The sequence below is a fragment of the Streptomyces acidiscabies genome (assembly GCF_020010905.1).
In the GTDB taxonomy this organism is placed as follows: Bacteria; Actinomycetota; Actinomycetes; order Streptomycetales; family Streptomycetaceae; genus Streptomyces; species Streptomyces acidiscabies.
The window spans coordinates 2,834,762-2,851,340 of the sequence record NZ_JAGJBY010000001.1 but is presented as its reverse complement, the minus strand read 5'-3'; the positions used below and the strand labels follow the sequence as shown (position 1 = coordinate 2,851,340).

Genomic DNA, 16,579 nt, shown 5'->3' with positions numbered 1-16,579 from the left:
TCTCCGACAGTTATCCACAGCCGAGTGACACGAATCGGTAACGGCGGCAAGAATGCGGTGAGGGCGCCGAGCCGAACATTCCGGGGGCGGCGTCCGTGATTCGGGGTGGGCCGGTTCGCACGACAGCGGCGGGCCCGGAACAGTACGGGCCGAGGAGGGCCGGGTGACGACCTATGACGAACGAGCGAGCCTCACTGATCTGACCACCACCGTGGACAGGGTCCGCGGGTCGGTGGAGGGGGTGATCGAGGGCAAGCCCGAGGTCGTACGACTCGCGCTGACCGTGCTGCTCGCCGAGGGGCATCTGCTGATCGAGGATGTCCCCGGCGTCGGCAAGACGATGCTCGCCAAGACCCTGGCGAAGTCCATCGACTGCTCGGTGCGCCGCATCCAGTTCACCCCCGACCTGCTGCCCTCGGACATCACCGGGGTGTCCATCTGGGACCAGCAGCGCCGTGACTTCGAGTTCAAGCCGGGCGCGATCTTCGCGCAGATCGTGATCGGCGACGAGATCAACCGCGCCTCGCCGAAGACCCAGTCCGCGCTCCTGGAGTCCATGGAGGAGCGCCAGGTCACCATCGACGGGCAGTCGTACGAGCTGCCGAGCCCGTTCATGGTCGTCGCGACCCAGAACCCGGTCGAGATGGAGGGCACCTACCCGTTGCCCGAGGCGCAGCGCGACCGCTTCATGGCCCGCGTGTCCATCGGCTATCCGAGCCCCGAGGCCGAGCTGGAGATGCTCGACGTGCACGGCGGGGTGAGCCCCCTGGACGACCTCCAGCCGGTCGCGCACGCGCACGACATCGTCAAGCTCGTCGACGCCGTGCGCGGAGTCCATGTCGCCCCGGCGGTCAAGCGGTACGCCGTGGACCTGGTCGGCGCCACCCGCACGCACCCCGACCTCAGACTGGGCGCCTCCCCGCGCGCGACGCTCCACCTGCTGCGCGCGGCGAAGGCCACCGCCGCCCTCTCGGGCCGCGACTACGCCCTCCCCGACGACGTCCAGTCCCTCGCGGTCCCCGTCCTCGCCCACCGTCTCCTCCCCACGGCCCAGGCCCAGCTCAACCGGCGCTCCTCGGAACAGGTCGTCGAGGAGATCCTCCAGCGCACCCCGGTCCCGGCCGCCCCCCAGCAGCAACGCGACTACGGCCAGCCGTACGGCTCGCGGGGCCTGTGATGACGCCTGGAGGACCGACACCCGGCGGGTTCCCTGCGGGGGCCTCGCCGGGCGGTTTCGCCGGGGCGCCCGCCTCGGGCGGGTATCCCGAGCGGCCTGCCGCGCCACCGGCGTACGGGTCCGCGGGGGCGACCGCGAGCGGGCGTCCGGCGGGCGCCTCGGGTGGCCATGGCGACGGCAAGCCGGGGGAGAAAGGCGGGGTGCGGACCGCGCTCGCCGGGCTCACCACGCGCGGGCGGTCGTTCCTCGCCGCCGGGATAGCCGCGGCTATCTGCGCGTACGTGCTCGGGCAGCCGGATCTGCTGCGGGTCGGGCTGCTGCTCGCGGTGCTGCCGCTGATCTGTGCGGCGGTGCTGTACCGGACGCGGTACCGGGTGGCGGGCAGCCGCAGGCTGTCCCCCGCGCGCGTGCCGGCCGGCAGCGAGGCCCGTGTGCACCTGCGCATGGACAACGTGTCGCGGATGCCGACCGGCCTGCTGATGCTCCAGGACCGGGTGCCGTACGTCCTCGGCCCGCGCCCGCGCTTCGTCCTGGACCGCGTCGAGGCGGGCGGCAGACGCGAGGTCTCCTACCGGGTCCGCTCCGACCTGCGGGGCCGCTACCCCCTGGGCCCCCTCCAGCTGCGCCTGTCCGACCCGTTCGGCATGTGCGAGCTGACCCGCTCGTTCTCGTCGTACGACACCCTGACGGTGATCCCCCGCGTCGACCCTCTCCCCTCCGTCCGCTTCAGCGGCGAGGCGAAGGGGTACGGCGAAGGCCGTCAGCGCTCGCTCGCGCTGGCCGGCGAGGACGACGTGATCCCGCGCGGCTACCGCTACGGCGACGACCTGCGCCGCGTCCACTGGCGCTCGACGGCCCGCTACGGCGAGCTGATGGTCCGCCGCGAAGAACAGCCGCAGCGCGCCCGCTGCACGGTCCTGCTGGACACCCGGGGCATCGCGTACGACGGCGTCGGCCCCGACGCGCCCTTCGAGTGGGCGGTCTCGGGCGCCGCGTCGGTCCTGACGCACATGCTGGAGCGCGGCTTCACCGTCCGCCTCCTCACCGACACCGGCAGCTCGGTCCCCGGCGAGGGCACCGAGGGCTTCGTGGGCGGCGGCGAGTCCGCCGAGGCGGCCGGCCTGATGATGGACACCCTCGCGGTGGTCGACCACTCCGACGGCGCGGGCCTCTCGCGCGCGTACGACGTGCTGCGCGGCGGCAACGAGGGCCTCCTCGTCGCGTTCCTCGGCGATCTGGACGAGGAGCAGGCGGCGGTGGCCGCGAAGATGCGCCAGCGCAGCGGAGGAGCGATCGCGTTCCTCATCGACAACGACTCCTGGAGCCGTGCCCCGGGCCGTGAACCGAACGGCGGGTCCGAACCGATGAAGGGTCAGGAGGAGCGGCTGAGGATGCTGCGGGACGCGGGCTGGACGGCGGTGAACGTCCCGAGGGGCACCTCGCTGGAGGATCTGTGGCGCCAGGCGGACCGCGAGCGGTCGGGCGTGGTGGGCACGATGGGAAGGGCGGGCTCATGAGCGGGCGGGCGAGACTGACGCTGTGCTCCGCGGCGGCGACGCTGATGGCGGCGACCGCCCTGCTGCCGCTGGTCGACCGCAGCTCGTGGTTCCTCCAGGCGGTGCTGCTCCTGCTGGTCCAGTCGGGCGTGGGCGCGGCGGCCCGCCGGGTCCCGCTGGCCCGGCCGCTGACGGTGGCGGCGCAGGCGCTGGTGACGGTCCTGCTGCTGACCCTGGTCTTCGCCCGCGAGCAGGCCCTCGCGGGAATCGTCCCGGGCCCGGAGGCGATCACGCGCTTCGCGGACCTGTTCCAGGCGGGCGGGGACGACGTGGGCCGGTACGCGATCCCGGCCCCGCTGTCCGACGGCATCCGGCTGATGCTGATCGGCGGGGTCCTGGTGATCGGCCTGATGGTGGACACCCTCGCGGTGACGTTCCGCAACGCGGCCCCGGCCGGACTGCCGCTGCTGGCCCTGTACTCGGTGGCGGCGGGCCTGTCCGAGGGGGGCACGGACTGGCTGTGGTTCCTGGTCGCGGCGGCCGGCTATCTGATGCTGCTGCTCGCCGAGGGCCGTGAGCGGCTCTCCCAGTGGGGCCGCGTCTTCGGCGGCGCCCCGCGCGGGCCGGGCGGTCCCGGCGCGGCGGAGGGCCCGGTGGCCCCGGTGCGCACGGGGCGGCGGATCGGCATGGCCGCGCTCGGCGTCGCCCTGGTGGTACCGCTGCTGCCGATCCCCGCGATCCAGGGCGGCCTGCTGGACGGCACGGGCACGGGAGTCGGCGCGGGCACGGGCAGCGGGGGCACGATCTCGGCGGTCAACCCGCTGGTGTCGCTGCGCGACAGCCTGAACGTCGACCAGGACCGTACGGTCCTGACGCTGCGGACGAACTCCAACGACCTGTCGGACATGTACCTGCGGATCGTCTCCCTGGACGACTTCGACGGCACGACCTGGCGCCCGTCCCGCAAGCGCATCCAGGAGGTCCCCAAGGACTTCCCGACGCCGGTGGGCCTGCGCTCGGACGTGAAGCGCGCGGAGGTCACCACCCAGGTCACGGCCGCCGACTGGTACGCGCAGGACTGGCTGCCGATGCCGTACCCGCCGAGCGGGGTGCGCATCGCCGGGAACTGGCGGTTCGAGCCGGAGGGCATGACGCTCGTCGGGGACCACGGCCAGAACACGCGCGGTCTGACGTACCAGGTGAGCAGCCTGGAGGTGCAGCCGACGGCGGAGCAGCTCGCGGCGGCGCCCGAGGCGCGCGCGTCGATCCTGGGCGACTACACGGAGGTGCCGTCCTCGCTGCCGTCGGTGGTGTGGCAGCAGGCCCGGCAGATCACCCGGGGCGCGGAGACGGACTACGCGAAGGCGGTCGCGCTCCAGGACTACTTCGCGGTGACGGGCGGCTTCCAGTACGACACCCAGGTCGACGTCGGGACGGGTCCGGACGCGATCGCCAAGTTCCTGCGGGACAAGCAGGGCTTCTGCGTCCACTACTCGTTCGCGATGGCGGCGATGGCCCGGACGCTGGGCATCCCGGCGCGGGTCGCGGTCGGCTTCGCGCCGGGCACCCCGCAGGGGAACGGCACGGTCCAGGTGAGCCTGAAGGACGCGCACGCGTGGCCGGAGCTGTACTTCGAGGGCATCGGCTGGACCCGGTTCGAGCCGACGCCGACGCGGGGTTCGACGCCGTCGTACACGCTGCCCGACTCCTCGGAGACGACGGTTCCGGCGGCGCCGGAGATCTCGCCCTCGGCGAGCGCGGCGCCCTCGGCGGCGCCCTCCGCGAACGCGAGCTGCTCGGCGGCGCAGCGCAAGGAGAACGGCTGCGCGAGCGCGCTGCCGGCGGGCTCGGCGGCGGGCGGCGACGGGGGCACCCCCTGGTACAAGCTGGCCTGGTGGTCGCTGCTGGCCGTGCTGGTGATCGCGGTGCCGTCGCTGCCGATGCTGTGGCGGCTGCGCAGGCGGTCGGTGCGGCTGGCGTCGGCGCAGCACGCCGGGGCCGGTCCCGGCCGGGACCGCGCGGGGCCCCAGGGCGCTGTGGGTGATCCGCTGGCGCCGGGTGAGGACCCCTCCGTACGGGCCGGTGAGGCCGCTGTCGCGCATGTCCTGGCGGTGTGGCGGGAGCTGACGGACACGGCGTGGGACTTCGGCATCGCGCCGGACGACGCGCTCACGCCTCGGCGGGCCGCCGCGCGGATCGTCGAGCTCGGCGAGTTGGAGGAGCCCGCGGCGCGGTCCGTGCACCGGGTGGCCGGCGCGGTGGAGCAGGTCCTCTTCGCACCGCACCCCCGCGCGGAGGCCGGTCTGGCGGACGAGGCCCGCGCGGTCCGCGCCGCCCTGCGCACCCGGGCGACCTGGCCGGTCCGCCTGCGCGCCTTCGTCGCTCCCCGTTCCGCCGTCCGGGCGATGTGGGACCTGATGGACCGCTGGACGGCCACGAAGGCGTCGTGGGCGACCCGTTGGGCCGACCTGGCGCAGCGGGCGCCGTGGGGCCGGCGGGGGCAGCAGCAAGGAGGCTGAGAGGCGCGGGAAGGGCCGCTGCGGGGTGTCTCCGGACACCGCAGCGGCCCTTCCTCTTGGGCTGCTGCCCGACTTGGGCTGCTGCTCGACGCCCCTGACACGTACGACTGAGGGGGCCACCCCATCGGGTGGCCCCCTCAGTCGTACGTGTCAGGAGCCGTGCGCTACGAGCTTCGGGTCACTGGCCCTGTTGCTCGTCGCGGCGGCGCTGCCAGCGTTGCTCGATGCGGTCCATCATGGAGCGCCTCGACCGGGGCTGGCGGGCCTGCTGGCCACCGGTCGTGGGCTGCTCGCCCGGCTTGGGGGCCTTGCGCCAACCGGTCACGGCGAGCACGGCGCATCCCAGCATGACGAGGAACCCGACCACGCTGAGCCATACCTGCTGGGCGACCATACCGGCCATGAGGAGCGCGATACCTACGAGGAAGCCGGCGACCGCCTGGTAGACCCGTCGCCGGGTGTACGTCCGCAGCCCGCTTCCCTCAAGCGCTGTCGCGAACTTGGGGTCTTCGGCGTACAGCGCTCGCTCCATCTGCTCAAGCATTCGCTGCTCGTGCTCAGAGAGCGGCACGGCGTCCTCCTCATCGTGCAGTCGCCGGGGCGACCCGGGGGTCCCTTCAGGATAGGCAGGGAATCGCCCCCGTGAAACCCGCCCCTCTACGCCAATTGGCCAACCAGAACCCGTCAAGAACGTCCCGGCTCGCTGAGGCTTCCATTCCCCGGCGGCCGACCCGTCATGCCGGACGGTCTCCCTCGATCATACGGCTCACAAAGCCGTAACGGAGGGCCTGTGGCGTACTCCATCACGGCCGGGACCATGATCAAGCCAGGGTCAAGGGGGTGTAAAGGGACCGGTCAGCTCGCGCGGGTCTCGCCGAGGACGTGGAGCTGGGTCGCCACGGAGTGGAAAGCGGGCAGTTCCGCCGCCGCCTCCTCCAGCTTCAACAGGGCCTCCAGCGCGCCGGGCTCGGTGTCGACGAGGACGCCGGGGACGAGGTCGGCGAAGATCCGTACGCCGTGCACAGCGCCGACGGCGAGGCCCGCGCCCTCGACCAGTTCCGTGAGCTGTCCGGCCGTGAAGCGCCGGGGGACGGGGTCACCCTCGCCCCATCGGCCACTGGGGTCACCGAGCGCGTGCCGGGCCTCCTTGAAGTGCCCGGCGAGCGCCCGCGCGAGGACGGCGCCGCCGAGGCCCGCCACGAGGAGGCTGAGGACGCCCTCGGGGCGCAGCGCGGCCACCGCGTTGTGGACGCCGTCGGCCGGGTCGTCGACGTACTCCAGGACGCCGTGGCACAGGACGGCGTCGTACCCGCCGCGCTCCACGACGTCGAACAGGCCGCCCGCGTCGCCCTGCACGCCCCGGACGCGGTCGGCGACGCCGGCCTCGGCCGCGCGGCGCTCCAGGGCGAACAGGGCGTTGGGGCTGGGGTCGACGACGGTCACCCGGTGGCCGAGCCGGGCGAGCGGTACGGCGAAGTTGCCGCTGCCGCCCCCGGCGTCCAGCACGTCGAGCGACTCCCGGCCGCTGCCCTTGACCCGGCGCTCCAGCGCCTCCTGGAGCACCTCCCACACGACGGCCGTGCGCAGTGACGAACGCGGCCTCGCCGGATCGGTCCCCAGCGCCCCGGTCTGCGGACGTTCCTGCGGGGCGGACGAGCGCGACGGATCCGACACGGCAACTGACTCCTAGACGCGGCCCCGCCGCGTTACCCGGCGGAGCGGACGGACACCCCCGAGATGAGGGCTTCGTGCACGTCCACCCTATTGCCTCGGCCGTGCCGTCAGCCCGCGTGCGGGTAGTCGTGGTCGCCTCCCGGCGGGTTCTGGCGGGGCAGGACCGGCTGGACGGACAGCAGGCGTTCCACCAGGCGGACGAACATCGCGACGTCGCGTATGAGGTCGTCGGCGTCGCGCGGGGACGCCGCGCCGACGATGCCGGCCTCGGCGCGGGCCCGCCGGGTGGCGCCCGCGGCGAAGTGGGCGCTCCACTCGGCGAGTTCGGGGGCGATCTCGGGGAGGAGTTCCCAGGCGCTGCGGATGCGGGCGCGGCGCCTGGGTGTGAGGTCGGGGCGGGCGCGGGCCGCGAGGACGGCGGCGGCGGTGCGCAGCGCCGCGAGGTGCGCCGTGGCGTACCGCTCGTTGGGGGTGTCGAGGACGGCCGCCTCGTCCAGGCCCGTACGCGCCTGCGTGAGCAGGTCGAGGGCGGCGGGCGGGGCCGTGGCGCGGCGCAGGACGGGGTGTACGTCGCTCGCCGGGCCGTTCGGTGAGGGGGCAGGGCCGGTGACGCCGTGCCGGTGTGCGGCTGCCGCGCGGTAGCTGGCCATGACGAACCTCCTGTCGTCTGGGTGACGGCACTGTGGCCGTATGTGCCCATCGTGAGGTATGCCACTGACAATCCGTTCTGACCTGGTCTTTTACCTCGATCAGGAGTTCGACCACCGGCTCGGGCCGTCGCTCGTGCCCTGTCTTCGCGGCGATCTTCGAAGCGGTCCCCCGGCGCTCCCGTTCCTGTGAGAATCGACCGTATGGAAAGCAGCACCACGTCGGGCGGTGGCACCCGCCGCGCGGCCACTCGGCAGAAGCTCTACGAGGCGGCCGTCACGCTCATCGCCGAGCAGGGCTTCTCCGCCACCACGGTGGACGAGATCGCCGAGCGCGCGGGCGTCGCCAAGGGCACCGTGTACTACAACTTCGCCAGCAAGTCCGTCCTCTTCGAGGAGCTGCTGCGCCACGGCGTGGGTCTGCTGACCGCCTCCCTGAGAGAGGCGTCGCAGCGCTCCGCGCGCGCGGGCGGTACGCGGGTCGACGCGCTGGACGCGATGATCCGCGCGGGGCTCGTGTTCATCGACCGGTATCCCGCGTTCACGCAGCTGTACGTGGCCGAGCTGTGGCGCACGAACCGTGCGTGGCAGTCGACCCTCATGGTCGTGCGGAAAGAGGCGGTGGCCGTCGTCGAGGACGTGCTGCGTGCGGGTGTGGAGGAGCGCGAGTTCGCGGACGACATCGACGTACCGCTGACCGCCGCCGCGCTCGTCGGGATGGTGCTGGTCGCGGCGCTGGACTGGCAGGCGTTCCAGCCGGAGCGGTCGCTGGACGAGGTCCACGCGGCGCTGTCGCGGCTGTTGCAGGGGCGGGTGAGCGGGCGGCTGTAAGGGGCGTCCTCCTGGGATAGCGCCCCTTACCGGGGTGTATGACGAAAGCGCCGGTCCGACGTGGGCCGCGTCCCCCGCGAGCCACCGTCGAACCGGCGCTTCCTCCCCCGTTTCCCCCTGTTCCCCCCGGTCCCCCCGTTCCTGCTTCCCCCGTCGGTCCCCCGTCCGGTCGTTCCCCCCAGGGGTCCCCCGTGCCTCGCTCCCGCCGACCGAGCCGGCGGAAGGAGCGGTCTGGGGCCGGTTCCGGTTCCGCCGCCCCGTGTCGGCGGTACCGGCGACCGGGCCCCTTTCCGTGCCTCCACTCTCCCGTTCACGCAGGTCGGCACCCATCCGCGCGCGTACTCATCTCGGGGGTTAGGTACGGATACTCAGAGCTGGGTGCTCATCACCAGGCCGGCTCGCCCCGCCCTGGTTACCATCGCGTCCGTGTCCGTACTCCCCCTCGTGTTCACCAGCGGCTGGGCCAGCGGCATCAACGCGTACGCGGTGGTGCTGCTGCTCGGCGTGTTCGGCGCGACAGGTCTGAGCGACGAGATCCCCGAAACCCTGCAACGCCCCGAGGTCCTGGTCGTCGCGGGCGTGCTGTTCCTGTGCGACACGGTCGCCGACAAGATCCCGTACGTGGACTCCGTCTGGGACGCCGTCCACACGCTGATCCGGCCCGTCGCGGGCGCCTGGGTCGGCGCACTCCTCGCGGGCCACTCCGGGTCGCTCTCCGACATCGCCGCAGGCCTCGTGGGCGGCTCCACGGCACTCGCGAGCCACGCGGTGAAGGCGGGCACGAGGATGGCCGTCAACACGTCACCCGAGCCCTTCAGCAACCTGATCGTGAGCCTTGCGGAGGATCTGGGCGTCGGGGGGCTGGTGACGTTCGCGATGTTCCACCCCGGGGCAGCGGCGGTGATCGCGGGCACGCTCCTCGTGACCGGCCTGGTCCTCCTGGTCTTCCTCGCGTCCCGCATCCGCCGTTTCCTGCGCCGGAGGGCCCAACGCCGGGAGGAACGACGGCTGGCGGGGCGGGGAGGGTCGCCGGGGTGAGGTGACGGGGTTTTGGGGTGCTGCGGGGTAGTGGGTGAGACGGGGCTCGGGCGCGCGAGGCCGGGCCCATCCGAGAGCCGTCGCCGGGCGGGGTGGGGTGGGCTCTGGCGCACGAGGCCGGACCAGTTCGAGGGCAGTTGCCGGGCGGAGCGGGGCGTCGTGGTCGGGGCCGTACACCGGTCCGGGCGAAACGGGGCGGGCCGCCGTGAGCGACCCGAAGGCACTGCCGAGCTCCCACACCGCCTTGGCCCCGCCGCCCATCGGACCGGCCCACCTCGCCACCGCCCCGTGCACCCCAAGGCCGGCCACCACCCCGTCCTCACTGTCAGTGGTGGCCGATACAGTCGCTGGCATGGGACGGATCGTGGTAATCGGCGCTGGGATGGGCGCGATGGCGGCGGCTGCGCGGTTGGCTGTCGCTGGGCATCGGGTGGTGGTGTACGAGCGGGGGGAGACGTACGGCGGTGGGGTCGGGCGGTGGGAGCGGGGCGGGTTTCGGTTCGATGTGGGGCCCGGGGTGCTGACCTTGCCCGCGGTGTGGCGGGATCTGTTCGTCAAGACCGGCAAGGAGGCGTTGGAGGACGTCGTCGGGCTGGTGCAGGTCGATCCCTCGGCGCGGCACGTGTTCGCGGACGGGAGCGCGGTGTCCTTGCCGAACGCCTCGCGCGCGGGCGTCGTCTCGGCGCTGGACGAGGCGCTGGGGGCGGGCGCGGGCGCGCGGTGGGGGGACTTCCTCGTGCGGGCGCGGGAGGCGTGGGACCGTACGCGGCGGCCGTTGCTGGAGGAGCCCCTGTGGCCGAACTGGGAGGTGCTGGCGGGGCGCGAGCCGTACCCGTCGGTCCCGCACAAGCGGCTCCTGCGTACGCGCAGGGCGGGCACGCTCGCCGAGGTCGGCGCCTGGGAGCTGCGGGACGCGCGCCTCGCCGCGCTGCTGGAGAGCCACGCCCTCGCGCACGGCCTCGACCCCCGCACCGCGCCCGCGAGCGCGGCCGTCCTGCCGTACCTGGAGCACGCGTTCGGCACCTGGTACGTCCGGGGCGGCCTGCGCGAACTGGCCCGCGCGGTGTACGAACGGTGCCTCGCGCGGCGGGTGGAGTTCGTGTTCGGCGCGGAGGTGGTGCGGGTGGTGGAGAAGGACGGCCGGGTGGCGGGGGTGGAGGTGGCAAAGAGCACGTCCGGGGACGCCCCTGCCGCAGCCGGCAACACCGTCGTGGACGCCGACTTCGTCGTCACCGGCACCGCCCCCGGCCTCCCCGGTGTCCCTCCGCGCGCGGAAGGCGAGGTGCAGCCGCAGCGGGGACTGCCCAGCCGGCTGACGGTGCTGCTCGCGCTGCGCGGCGCCCGCCCCGAGGGCACCCCACATCTGACCGTCGTCCACACCCCCGACCGTGAGGCCGAGCTGGCGTCCCTCTTCGGTACGCCGCCGACGCCCCCCGCCGCCCCCACGGTCACCGTCCTGCGCCCCGACGACCCCGCGCTGACCCCGGACGCCGAGCACGAGGCGATGGTCCTCACGGCCACGGTCCCGGCCGGCGTCGAGGGGGATCACGAAGCCACGGCGGAGGCGATGCTGACGGCGGCCGAACGGGCCGTACCGGGCCTGCGGGAGCGGCTCCTGTGGCGCGAGGTGCGCACCCCGGCGGACATCGCGGCGGCGACCGGCGCGGAAGGTGGCTCGATTCCGCCCCCCTCGCTGGCAGCGGCGGAGGGCCGCCTGCTGCACCCGGCCAACACGACCGCCCTCCCCGGCCTGTTCACCGTGGGCGGCTGGTCCCACCCCGGCGGAGGACTGCCGCACGCGGGCATGTCGGGGGCACTGGTGGCGGGACTGATCGTGGAAGGGCTGGAGTTCAGGGGGTCACAGTGAGCTGCTCGCCCGACGGCCCAGCCCCTCGCCCAGCGCTTCAGAAACGGTACTGCTGCTCGTCGTACCCGTTGCCGTGCTGCTGTTGCTGCTGCTGTTGGCCCTGGCCGTCCTGGTAGTACTGCTGGTCGGCAGGGAGGTCCCCGTAGGACGGGTCGTCCGTGTTGCGCTGCTGGGGGACCCAGACGCCGCCCGCGGGGGTCTCCGTCGGGTAGCCCTGCTGGGCGTACTGGTCCTGGGGGTAGCCCTGCTGAGTGCCGTACTGCTGCTGGTCGTAGCCGGTGGTGTCGTACGTACCCGTGCCGTAGGTCTGGGTGCCGATGTACGGGTCGGAGTAGGCGGCGTACTGCTGCTGCTCGCCGGTGGTGTCGTAGCCGTAGCCCTGCTGCTGGTTGTAGTACGCGGCGTACTGGTCCTGGCCGGTGGCCGCCGCGTACGCGGCGTCGCTGTAGACGCCGTACGTACCGGTCTCGTCCGGCAGCGGCTGGGGCTCGTAGACCGTGTCGGCGGACGGCTGGAGGGGGCGGGCCGGGGTGAAGACGTCGTCGCGGTCGAAGTCGTCGTCGTAGTCGCCGGTCGCGCGCTCGAAGGCGGCGGTGGCCGCGGCGTCGAGGGAGGGGGCGGCGGTCTCGTACGGCGCGTCGGGGGCCTCGGCCGTGCCGGGGGGCGGGGTCGGCGGGCCGGCCGGGTCGTCGTCGGCCTTCTTGCCCTTGCGGCGCTTCGTGAAGCTCTCCGCGAGGCCGGGGCGGCTGACCGCCCAGCCCGACTCGAAGCCCTTGCGGAACGACAGCGTGACGTACGTCTGCCCGATCGCGAACGCGACCGCGCCCACGGCGATCACCGGGACCGATGGGATCAGGACACCGAAGACGACGCCCAGGAAGCCGGCGAACGCCAGCAGCCGCCAGCGCAGCCGCGCCTTGTACTGCAACAGCACTTCGCCGAGCAGCCAGAGTGCGACGACGCCGAACGCGATGTAGAGGACCGTCCAGCCCATGTACGCCCCTCTTCTCCCAGTGGCCGCTACGCAGTGTGTCTTATTTCCGTGCGACCGGTCTAGGCCCGCGGGGGATGGTGCAGGCCAAGGTTCTCGTAGATTTCCAGCGACGCCGTGGAGTTGTTGAGCGTGATGAAGTGCAGTCCGGGGACGCCCTCGGCGAGCAGCCGCGCGCAGAACTCCGTGGCGAATTCGATACCGATGGAGCGTACAGCGGCCGGATCGTCCTTCGCTGTGAGGATCCGCTCTTTCAGGGCGGACGGGATGGCCGCGTTGCTGAGCTGCGGGAGCCGCTCCAGCATGCGGACGCTGGTGACCGGCATGATCTCGGGGATGACCGGGGTGTCGCAACCCGCGGCGGCGACGCGGTCGCGCAGGCGCAGGTACGACTCCGGCTGGAAGAACATCTGGGTGATCGCGTAGTCCGCGCCCGCGCGGCACTTGTCGACGAAGTGCGCGACGTCCGTGTCCCAGTGGTCCGACCTCGGGTGCATCTCCGGGAACGCGGCGACGCCCACGCAGAAGTCGCCGGACTCCTTGATCAGGCGGACCAGTTCCGCCGCGTACGTCAGTCCGCTGGGGTGCGCGATCCAGTCGGCCATCGGGTCGCCGGGCGGGTCTCCCCTGACCGCGAGCATGTTCCTGATCCCGGCGTCGGCGTACTGGCCGATGATGTTGCGCAGCTCCGCGATCGAGTGGTTCACGGCGGTCAGGTGGGCGACCGGGGTGAGCGTCGTGTCGGCGACGATCTGCTCGGTCTCCTTCACCGTCCCCGCGCGCGTGGAGCCGCCGGCGCCGTACGTCACCGACACGAAGTCCGGTGCCACCGCCTCGACTCTCCTGAGCGCGCTCCACAGGCTCCGTTCGCCCTTCGGCGTCTTCGGGGCCGAGAACTCGAACGAGTACGTCGTCTTGCCGGACGCCAGAATGTCACGCACCGTGCGCGCGCGGTCGGTCCTTGTGGATGCGGTTCCGAGGGCCATACCCGCAGGTTAGCCAGCACCGGGCCACTCCCCCAACCGGCCCTGAGGAAATTGCCCTAATCCGCGGGGGCGGTGTCCGTATATCGGACTGGGGGTGGGGGGAATGGGCGGGTTCGGTGGGGTTGGGGGGTGTTGGGGGCTCTAGGCGGGGTCGAGGTGGGCTCTGGCGGGGGCCCGGCGTCCTTCAGGGGGCGGCCCGCGCTCCGGTACGTCCCTGTCCGCGCGGCCTTCCCCGGTTACACCTCGTTCAAGCGCTTCTTGAAGCTCGCCGCCGCCTCGCCGGGGGCTGTTGCCTCCGAGATCGCGCGTACGACCACCACTCTGCGCGCGCCCGCCTCCAGGACCTCGTCGAGGTTCGTGAGGTCGATGCCGCCGATCGCGAACCAGGGGCGGGTGGGCGCGAGGGACGCGGTGTGGCGGACCAGGTCGAGGCCGGGGGCCGGGCGGCCGGGCTTCGTGGGGGTGGGCCAGCAGGGGCCCGTGCAGAAGTAGTCGACACCCTCCTCGGCCGCCGCGGCCTCCGCCTCCGCCACCGAGTGCGTGGAGCGGCCGATCAGTGTGTTCCCGCTCACGATCGCCCTCGCCGCGGGGACGGGGAGGTCGCCCTGTCCGAGGTGCAGTACGTCCGCGGCGGCGGCATGCGCGATGTCCGCGCGGTCGTTCACGGCGAGGAGCTTGCCGTGCCGTGCGCAGGCGTCCGCGAACACGGCGAGGTGCTCCAGCTCCTCGGCGGCCTCCAGACCCTTGTCCCTGAGCTGCACGATGTCCACTCCCCCGGCGAGCACGGCGTCCAGGAACTCCGGGAGGTCGCCTTGGCGCTTGCGGGCGTCCACGCAGAGGTAGAGACGGGCGTCGGCGAGCTGCGCTGCGGCGTCGGGCATGGGTCCCCCGGGGTGGGTTGGGTTGGGTTCTGGGAGGGAGTTCCCGGCGGTGGGGTCGGGAAACTTGCGAGGCTGGTGGGCGTGCGGAGTTCGTCAGGCCCGGCGTTTTCGGGCGCAGTGATTCCGGCCCACCTCTCAGGGACCCCGGGAGCCGCTCCAGGCGCCGTGCCTGGGAACCGGCGGAAGTGGGCGCCCCCGGCGACGTACAGCCGTGCCTCATCGAGACGCACGGCCGTACCTCACCGCGTGTCGGTCAGACCGCCAGTGCCTGGGCCCGGCGTTTGACCTCGGTGCCCCGGTTCTCCAGGAGTGCCTGGGCCGGGGTGCCGGGGAGAGTGGGGTCGGGAGTGAAGAGCCACTCGATCATCTCCTCGGCCGTGAAGCCGTCGTCCCTCAGGAGCGTCAGGAGGCCGACGAGGCCCTTGACGACCTTGTCGCCGTCGATGAAGGAGGCGGGGACGTGCAGTGCTCGGTTCTCACCGCGGCGGACGGCGATCAGCTGGCCCTCCTTCACCAGTTGCCGTACGCGCGTCACCTCCTCGTCGAGCAGTTCGGCGATGTCGGGCAGGGTCAGCCAGGCGGGGACAAGCGCGTCGATCTTCGTGTCAATCTCGGTCACGACATCAAGCCTGCCATCTGCCACTGACACGCGGAAGCGGAGCCCACCCGGACCGGCCCTCTGAGGGCACCCGCAAAAACCCCTCGGGGAGCCCCACAGCCCGCTGAACGCCTACCGAAAGCCCGCCCCGGGACCCACCGAACACCCGCACCGAGAACCCGCCAGGAACGCCAAAATCCGGCCGCCAAACAGGTCGACAAGGAGACAAAGCCGAAACCCGCCCCTCACGCCACCGCCGACTTCAACGGCAGCCCCGCATCCCCCAGCACCCCCGCATCCATCACAGCCCCCGCCCCGATCAACCGCCTCCCCTGCGCCAGATCCCGAGGCCGGCCCACCGCCAGGAGCGCCACCAACCGCCCCTCCCGCAGCCAGCACACCGACCACGCCGGTCCGGACGGCTCCCCGCGCCAGATCATCGTGTCGGCCCCCGCATGATGCCCCGCGTACTGCACGAACCGCCCGAACTGCTCGGACCAGAAGTACGGGACGGGGTCGTAGGCGACCGGAGGGGCGCCGGTGGCGGAGGCGAGGATGTTGGAGGCGACCGTGCGCGGGCCCTGGAGCGCGTTGTCCCAGTGGTGGATCAGGAGGCGTTCGTCGTACCGCGCGGAGGGGAACGAGGCGCAGTCGCCGACGGCGTAGACGTCGGGCGCGGACGTGCGGAGGTGCTCGTCGGTGACGACCTCGCCGTGCGCTCCCAGGTTCACCCCCGAGGAGCGGAGCCACGCCGTCGCGGGCCGCGCGCCGATACCGACGAGCACCGCCCCCGCAGGAATGCGCGTGCCGTCGTCCAGGAGAACCGCACCCGGCTCGACGCTCCGTACGCGCGCGTGGGTGCGCAGTTCGACCCCGAGGTCGGCGTACCAGGAGGCCATGGGCGCGGCGACGTCGGCGGGCAGCGCGCCCGCGAGAGGGCGGTCCGCCGCCTCGACGACCGTCACCGCGCACCCCGCCTCGCGCGCGGCGGTGGCGAACTCCGCGCCGATCCACCCCGCCCCGACGACCACGACGTCGTGCTGGTCGGCGAGGACGGGACGGAGCCGTTCGACGTCGTCGAGGGTGCGCAGGAGGTGGACGCCGGGGACGCCCTCCGTGCCGGGCAGAAGAATCGGTTCGGCGCCGGTGGCGAGGACGAGGACGTCGTACGGGACCGCACCGGCGTCCGTGTCGACGACGTGCTCCGAGGGACGCACGGCGAGGGCCTCACGGCCGAGGACGAGGTCGATGCCGAGGCCGGGGAAGTCGATGTCGAAGGCGGAGCCGTCGGACTTGCCGAGCAGGACGGCCTTGGAGAGCGGGGGACGGTCGTACGGCTGGTGGGTTTCCGCGCCGATGACGGTGACCGTCCCGGCGAAGCCCTGTTCGCGCAGGGCGACCGCGGTCTGCACCCCGGCCATCCCGGCGCCGACGACGACCACGCGCGGGGCGTCCGTTTCCTGCGTCTGCTCGCTCACTCGATCACCATAGTTGCGTGACGGTGAGTCAGTCAGGGGCCCGGTTCCGTGACCTGCTCCACAACGCTCGTACCGGTGCCCTGCCGGGACTCCCACTCCCAGGTCTCGTCGAGCCGTACGCGCCCGTCGGGGAGGGGCACGACGGTCGACACGCAGTGGCCGGAAGCGGTCGTCCCGTCGGTGCGCAGCTGGACGTACCGGAAGTCGACGCGGTCCCCCGCGCGCGTGCCGACGAGGTGGCCGCGTACGACGTCCCCGCCCGCGTAGTCGGCCCAGACGACGCCGTCGGACTCGTGGTACGTGAACCGGGTGCCCGTGCCGACCTGGCCGGGCGCCTGGTCGGCGACGGGGGCGAACACGAGGCCGTCGAGGGTCAACTGAGGCTCCCTTTACGAG

Annotated in this window: 15 protein-coding genes; 6 read left to right on the top strand and 9 right to left on the bottom strand. The window is 72.9% G+C overall.

Annotation, left to right across the window (positions count from 1 at the left end; genetic code table 11):
* The first annotated feature begins 163 nt into the window (after positions 1 to 163).
* The 3 genes from J8M50_RS13350 to J8M50_RS13340 are packed head-to-tail and all read left to right on the top strand — an operon-like array spanning position 164 to position 5,192.
* Positions 164 to 1,177 carry an AAA family ATPase gene (locus J8M50_RS13350; RefSeq protein ID WP_010350419.1) on the top strand — a complete coding sequence of 338 codons (1,014 nt, stop codon included), beginning with the start codon at positions 164 to 166 and terminating at the stop codon, positions 1,175 to 1,177.
* A complete protein-coding gene (locus J8M50_RS13345) occupies positions 1,177 to 2,694 on the top strand; it encodes a DUF58 domain-containing protein (RefSeq protein ID WP_223786207.1) in 1,518 nt (505 codons plus the stop codon). Before J8M50_RS13350 ends, J8M50_RS13345 begins: the two co-directional genes overlap by 1 nt.
* The gene (locus tag J8M50_RS13340; protein WP_010350421.1) at positions 2,691 to 5,192 is read left to right on the top strand and encodes a transglutaminase TgpA family protein; all 2,502 of its coding nucleotides are present in this window, start codon (positions 2,691 to 2,693) and stop codon (positions 5,190 to 5,192) included. The genes J8M50_RS13345 and J8M50_RS13340 overlap by 4 nt, the downstream gene beginning before the upstream one ends.
* Positions 5,193 to 5,370: 178 nt before the next feature.
* On the opposite strand, the gene J8M50_RS13335 is transcribed toward J8M50_RS13340, so the two are convergent.
* The 3 genes from J8M50_RS13335 to J8M50_RS13325 form a co-directional block, all read right to left on the bottom strand.
* Positions 5,371 to 5,763, bottom strand: coding sequence for an SCO2097 family morphological protein (locus J8M50_RS13335; protein WP_010350422.1), 393 nt, complete (start codon positions 5,761 to 5,763; stop codon positions 5,371 to 5,373).
* Between the two features lie 284 nt (positions 5,764 to 6,047).
* Positions 6,048 to 6,866, bottom strand: coding sequence for a class I SAM-dependent methyltransferase (locus tag J8M50_RS13330; RefSeq protein WP_010350423.1), 819 nt, complete (start codon positions 6,864 to 6,866; stop codon positions 6,048 to 6,050).
* Positions 6,867 to 6,973: 107 nt separating this feature from the next.
* A complete protein-coding gene (locus J8M50_RS13325; protein WP_029183367.1) occupies positions 6,974 to 7,516 on the bottom strand; it encodes an SAV_6107 family HEPN domain-containing protein in 543 nt (180 codons plus the stop codon).
* 201 nt (positions 7,517 to 7,717) lie between these two features.
* Between J8M50_RS13325 and J8M50_RS13320 the strand changes: the two genes are divergently transcribed.
* The 3 genes from J8M50_RS13320 to J8M50_RS13310 all read left to right on the top strand — a co-directional run bounded on the left by J8M50_RS13320 (position 7,718) and on the right by J8M50_RS13310 (position 11,249).
* Entirely contained in the window at positions 7,718 to 8,344 is a 627-nt protein-coding gene (locus J8M50_RS13320) for a TetR/AcrR family transcriptional regulator (RefSeq protein ID WP_010350425.1), read from the top strand.
* A gap of 426 nt (positions 8,345 to 8,770) precedes the next feature.
* Positions 8,771 to 9,382 (top strand): DUF4126 domain-containing protein, encoded by a 612-nt coding sequence (locus J8M50_RS13315; RefSeq protein WP_029183368.1) that lies wholly within the window; start codon positions 8,771 to 8,773, stop codon positions 9,380 to 9,382.
* 352 nt (positions 9,383 to 9,734) lie between these two features.
* Entirely contained in the window at positions 9,735 to 11,249 is a 1,515-nt protein-coding gene (locus tag J8M50_RS13310; RefSeq protein WP_029183369.1) for a phytoene desaturase family protein, read from the top strand.
* 37 nt (positions 11,250 to 11,286) lie between these two features.
* On the opposite strand, the gene J8M50_RS13305 is transcribed toward J8M50_RS13310, so the two are convergent.
* From J8M50_RS13305 to J8M50_RS13280, 6 genes are all read right to left on the bottom strand, one after another.
* Positions 11,287 to 12,243: an SCO2102 family sporulation regulator gene (locus J8M50_RS13305; RefSeq protein ID WP_010350428.1), complete on the bottom strand. Its 957-nt coding sequence runs from the start codon at positions 12,241 to 12,243 to the stop codon at positions 11,287 to 11,289.
* Between the two features lie 59 nt (positions 12,244 to 12,302).
* On the bottom strand, positions 12,303 to 13,226 hold the full coding sequence (metF, locus tag J8M50_RS13300; RefSeq protein ID WP_029183370.1) for a methylenetetrahydrofolate reductase [NAD(P)H]: 924 nt from the start codon (positions 13,224 to 13,226) through the stop codon (positions 12,303 to 12,305).
* A gap of 236 nt (positions 13,227 to 13,462) precedes the next feature.
* Positions 13,463 to 14,107, bottom strand: coding sequence for a thiamine phosphate synthase (gene thiE, locus J8M50_RS13295; protein WP_010350430.1), 645 nt, complete (start codon positions 14,105 to 14,107; stop codon positions 13,463 to 13,465).
* Positions 14,108 to 14,360: 253 nt separating this feature from the next.
* Positions 14,361 to 14,726 (bottom strand): Rv2175c family DNA-binding protein, encoded by a 366-nt coding sequence (locus J8M50_RS13290; protein ID WP_010350431.1) that lies wholly within the window; start codon positions 14,724 to 14,726, stop codon positions 14,361 to 14,363.
* A gap of 224 nt (positions 14,727 to 14,950) precedes the next feature.
* Complete coding sequence (locus tag J8M50_RS13285; RefSeq protein WP_029183371.1) at positions 14,951 to 16,183, bottom strand: NAD(P)/FAD-dependent oxidoreductase; 1,233 nt, start codon at positions 16,181 to 16,183, stop codon at positions 14,951 to 14,953.
* A gap of 32 nt (positions 16,184 to 16,215) precedes the next feature.
* Positions 16,216 to 16,560: an avidin-fold protein gene (locus J8M50_RS13280; RefSeq protein WP_010350433.1), complete on the bottom strand. Its 345-nt coding sequence runs from the start codon at positions 16,558 to 16,560 to the stop codon at positions 16,216 to 16,218.
* Positions 16,561 to 16,579 lie beyond the last annotated feature (19 nt).

Coding starts and splice junctions, on each gene's coding strand:
- J8M50_RS13340 (WP_010350421.1), top strand. CDS start 2,691: ATGAGCGGGCGGGCGAGACTGACGCTGTGCTCCGCGGCGGCGACGCTG.
- J8M50_RS13345 (WP_223786207.1), top strand. CDS start 1,177: ATGACGCCTGGAGGACCGACACCCGGCGGGTTCCCTGCGGGGGCCTCG.
- metF (WP_029183370.1), bottom strand. CDS start 13,226: ATGGCCCTCGGAACCGCATCCACAAGGACCGACCGCGCGCGCACGGTG.
- J8M50_RS13310 (WP_029183369.1), top strand. CDS start 9,735: ATGGGACGGATCGTGGTAATCGGCGCTGGGATGGGCGCGATGGCGGCG.
- J8M50_RS13325 (WP_029183367.1), bottom strand. CDS start 7,516: ATGGCCAGCTACCGCGCGGCAGCCGCACACCGGCACGGCGTCACCGGC.
- J8M50_RS13305 (WP_010350428.1), bottom strand. CDS start 12,243: ATGGGCTGGACGGTCCTCTACATCGCGTTCGGCGTCGTCGCACTCTGG.
- thiE (WP_010350430.1), bottom strand. CDS start 14,107: ATGCCCGACGCCGCAGCGCAGCTCGCCGACGCCCGTCTCTACCTCTGC.
- J8M50_RS13320 (WP_010350425.1), top strand. CDS start 7,718: ATGGAAAGCAGCACCACGTCGGGCGGTGGCACCCGCCGCGCGGCCACT.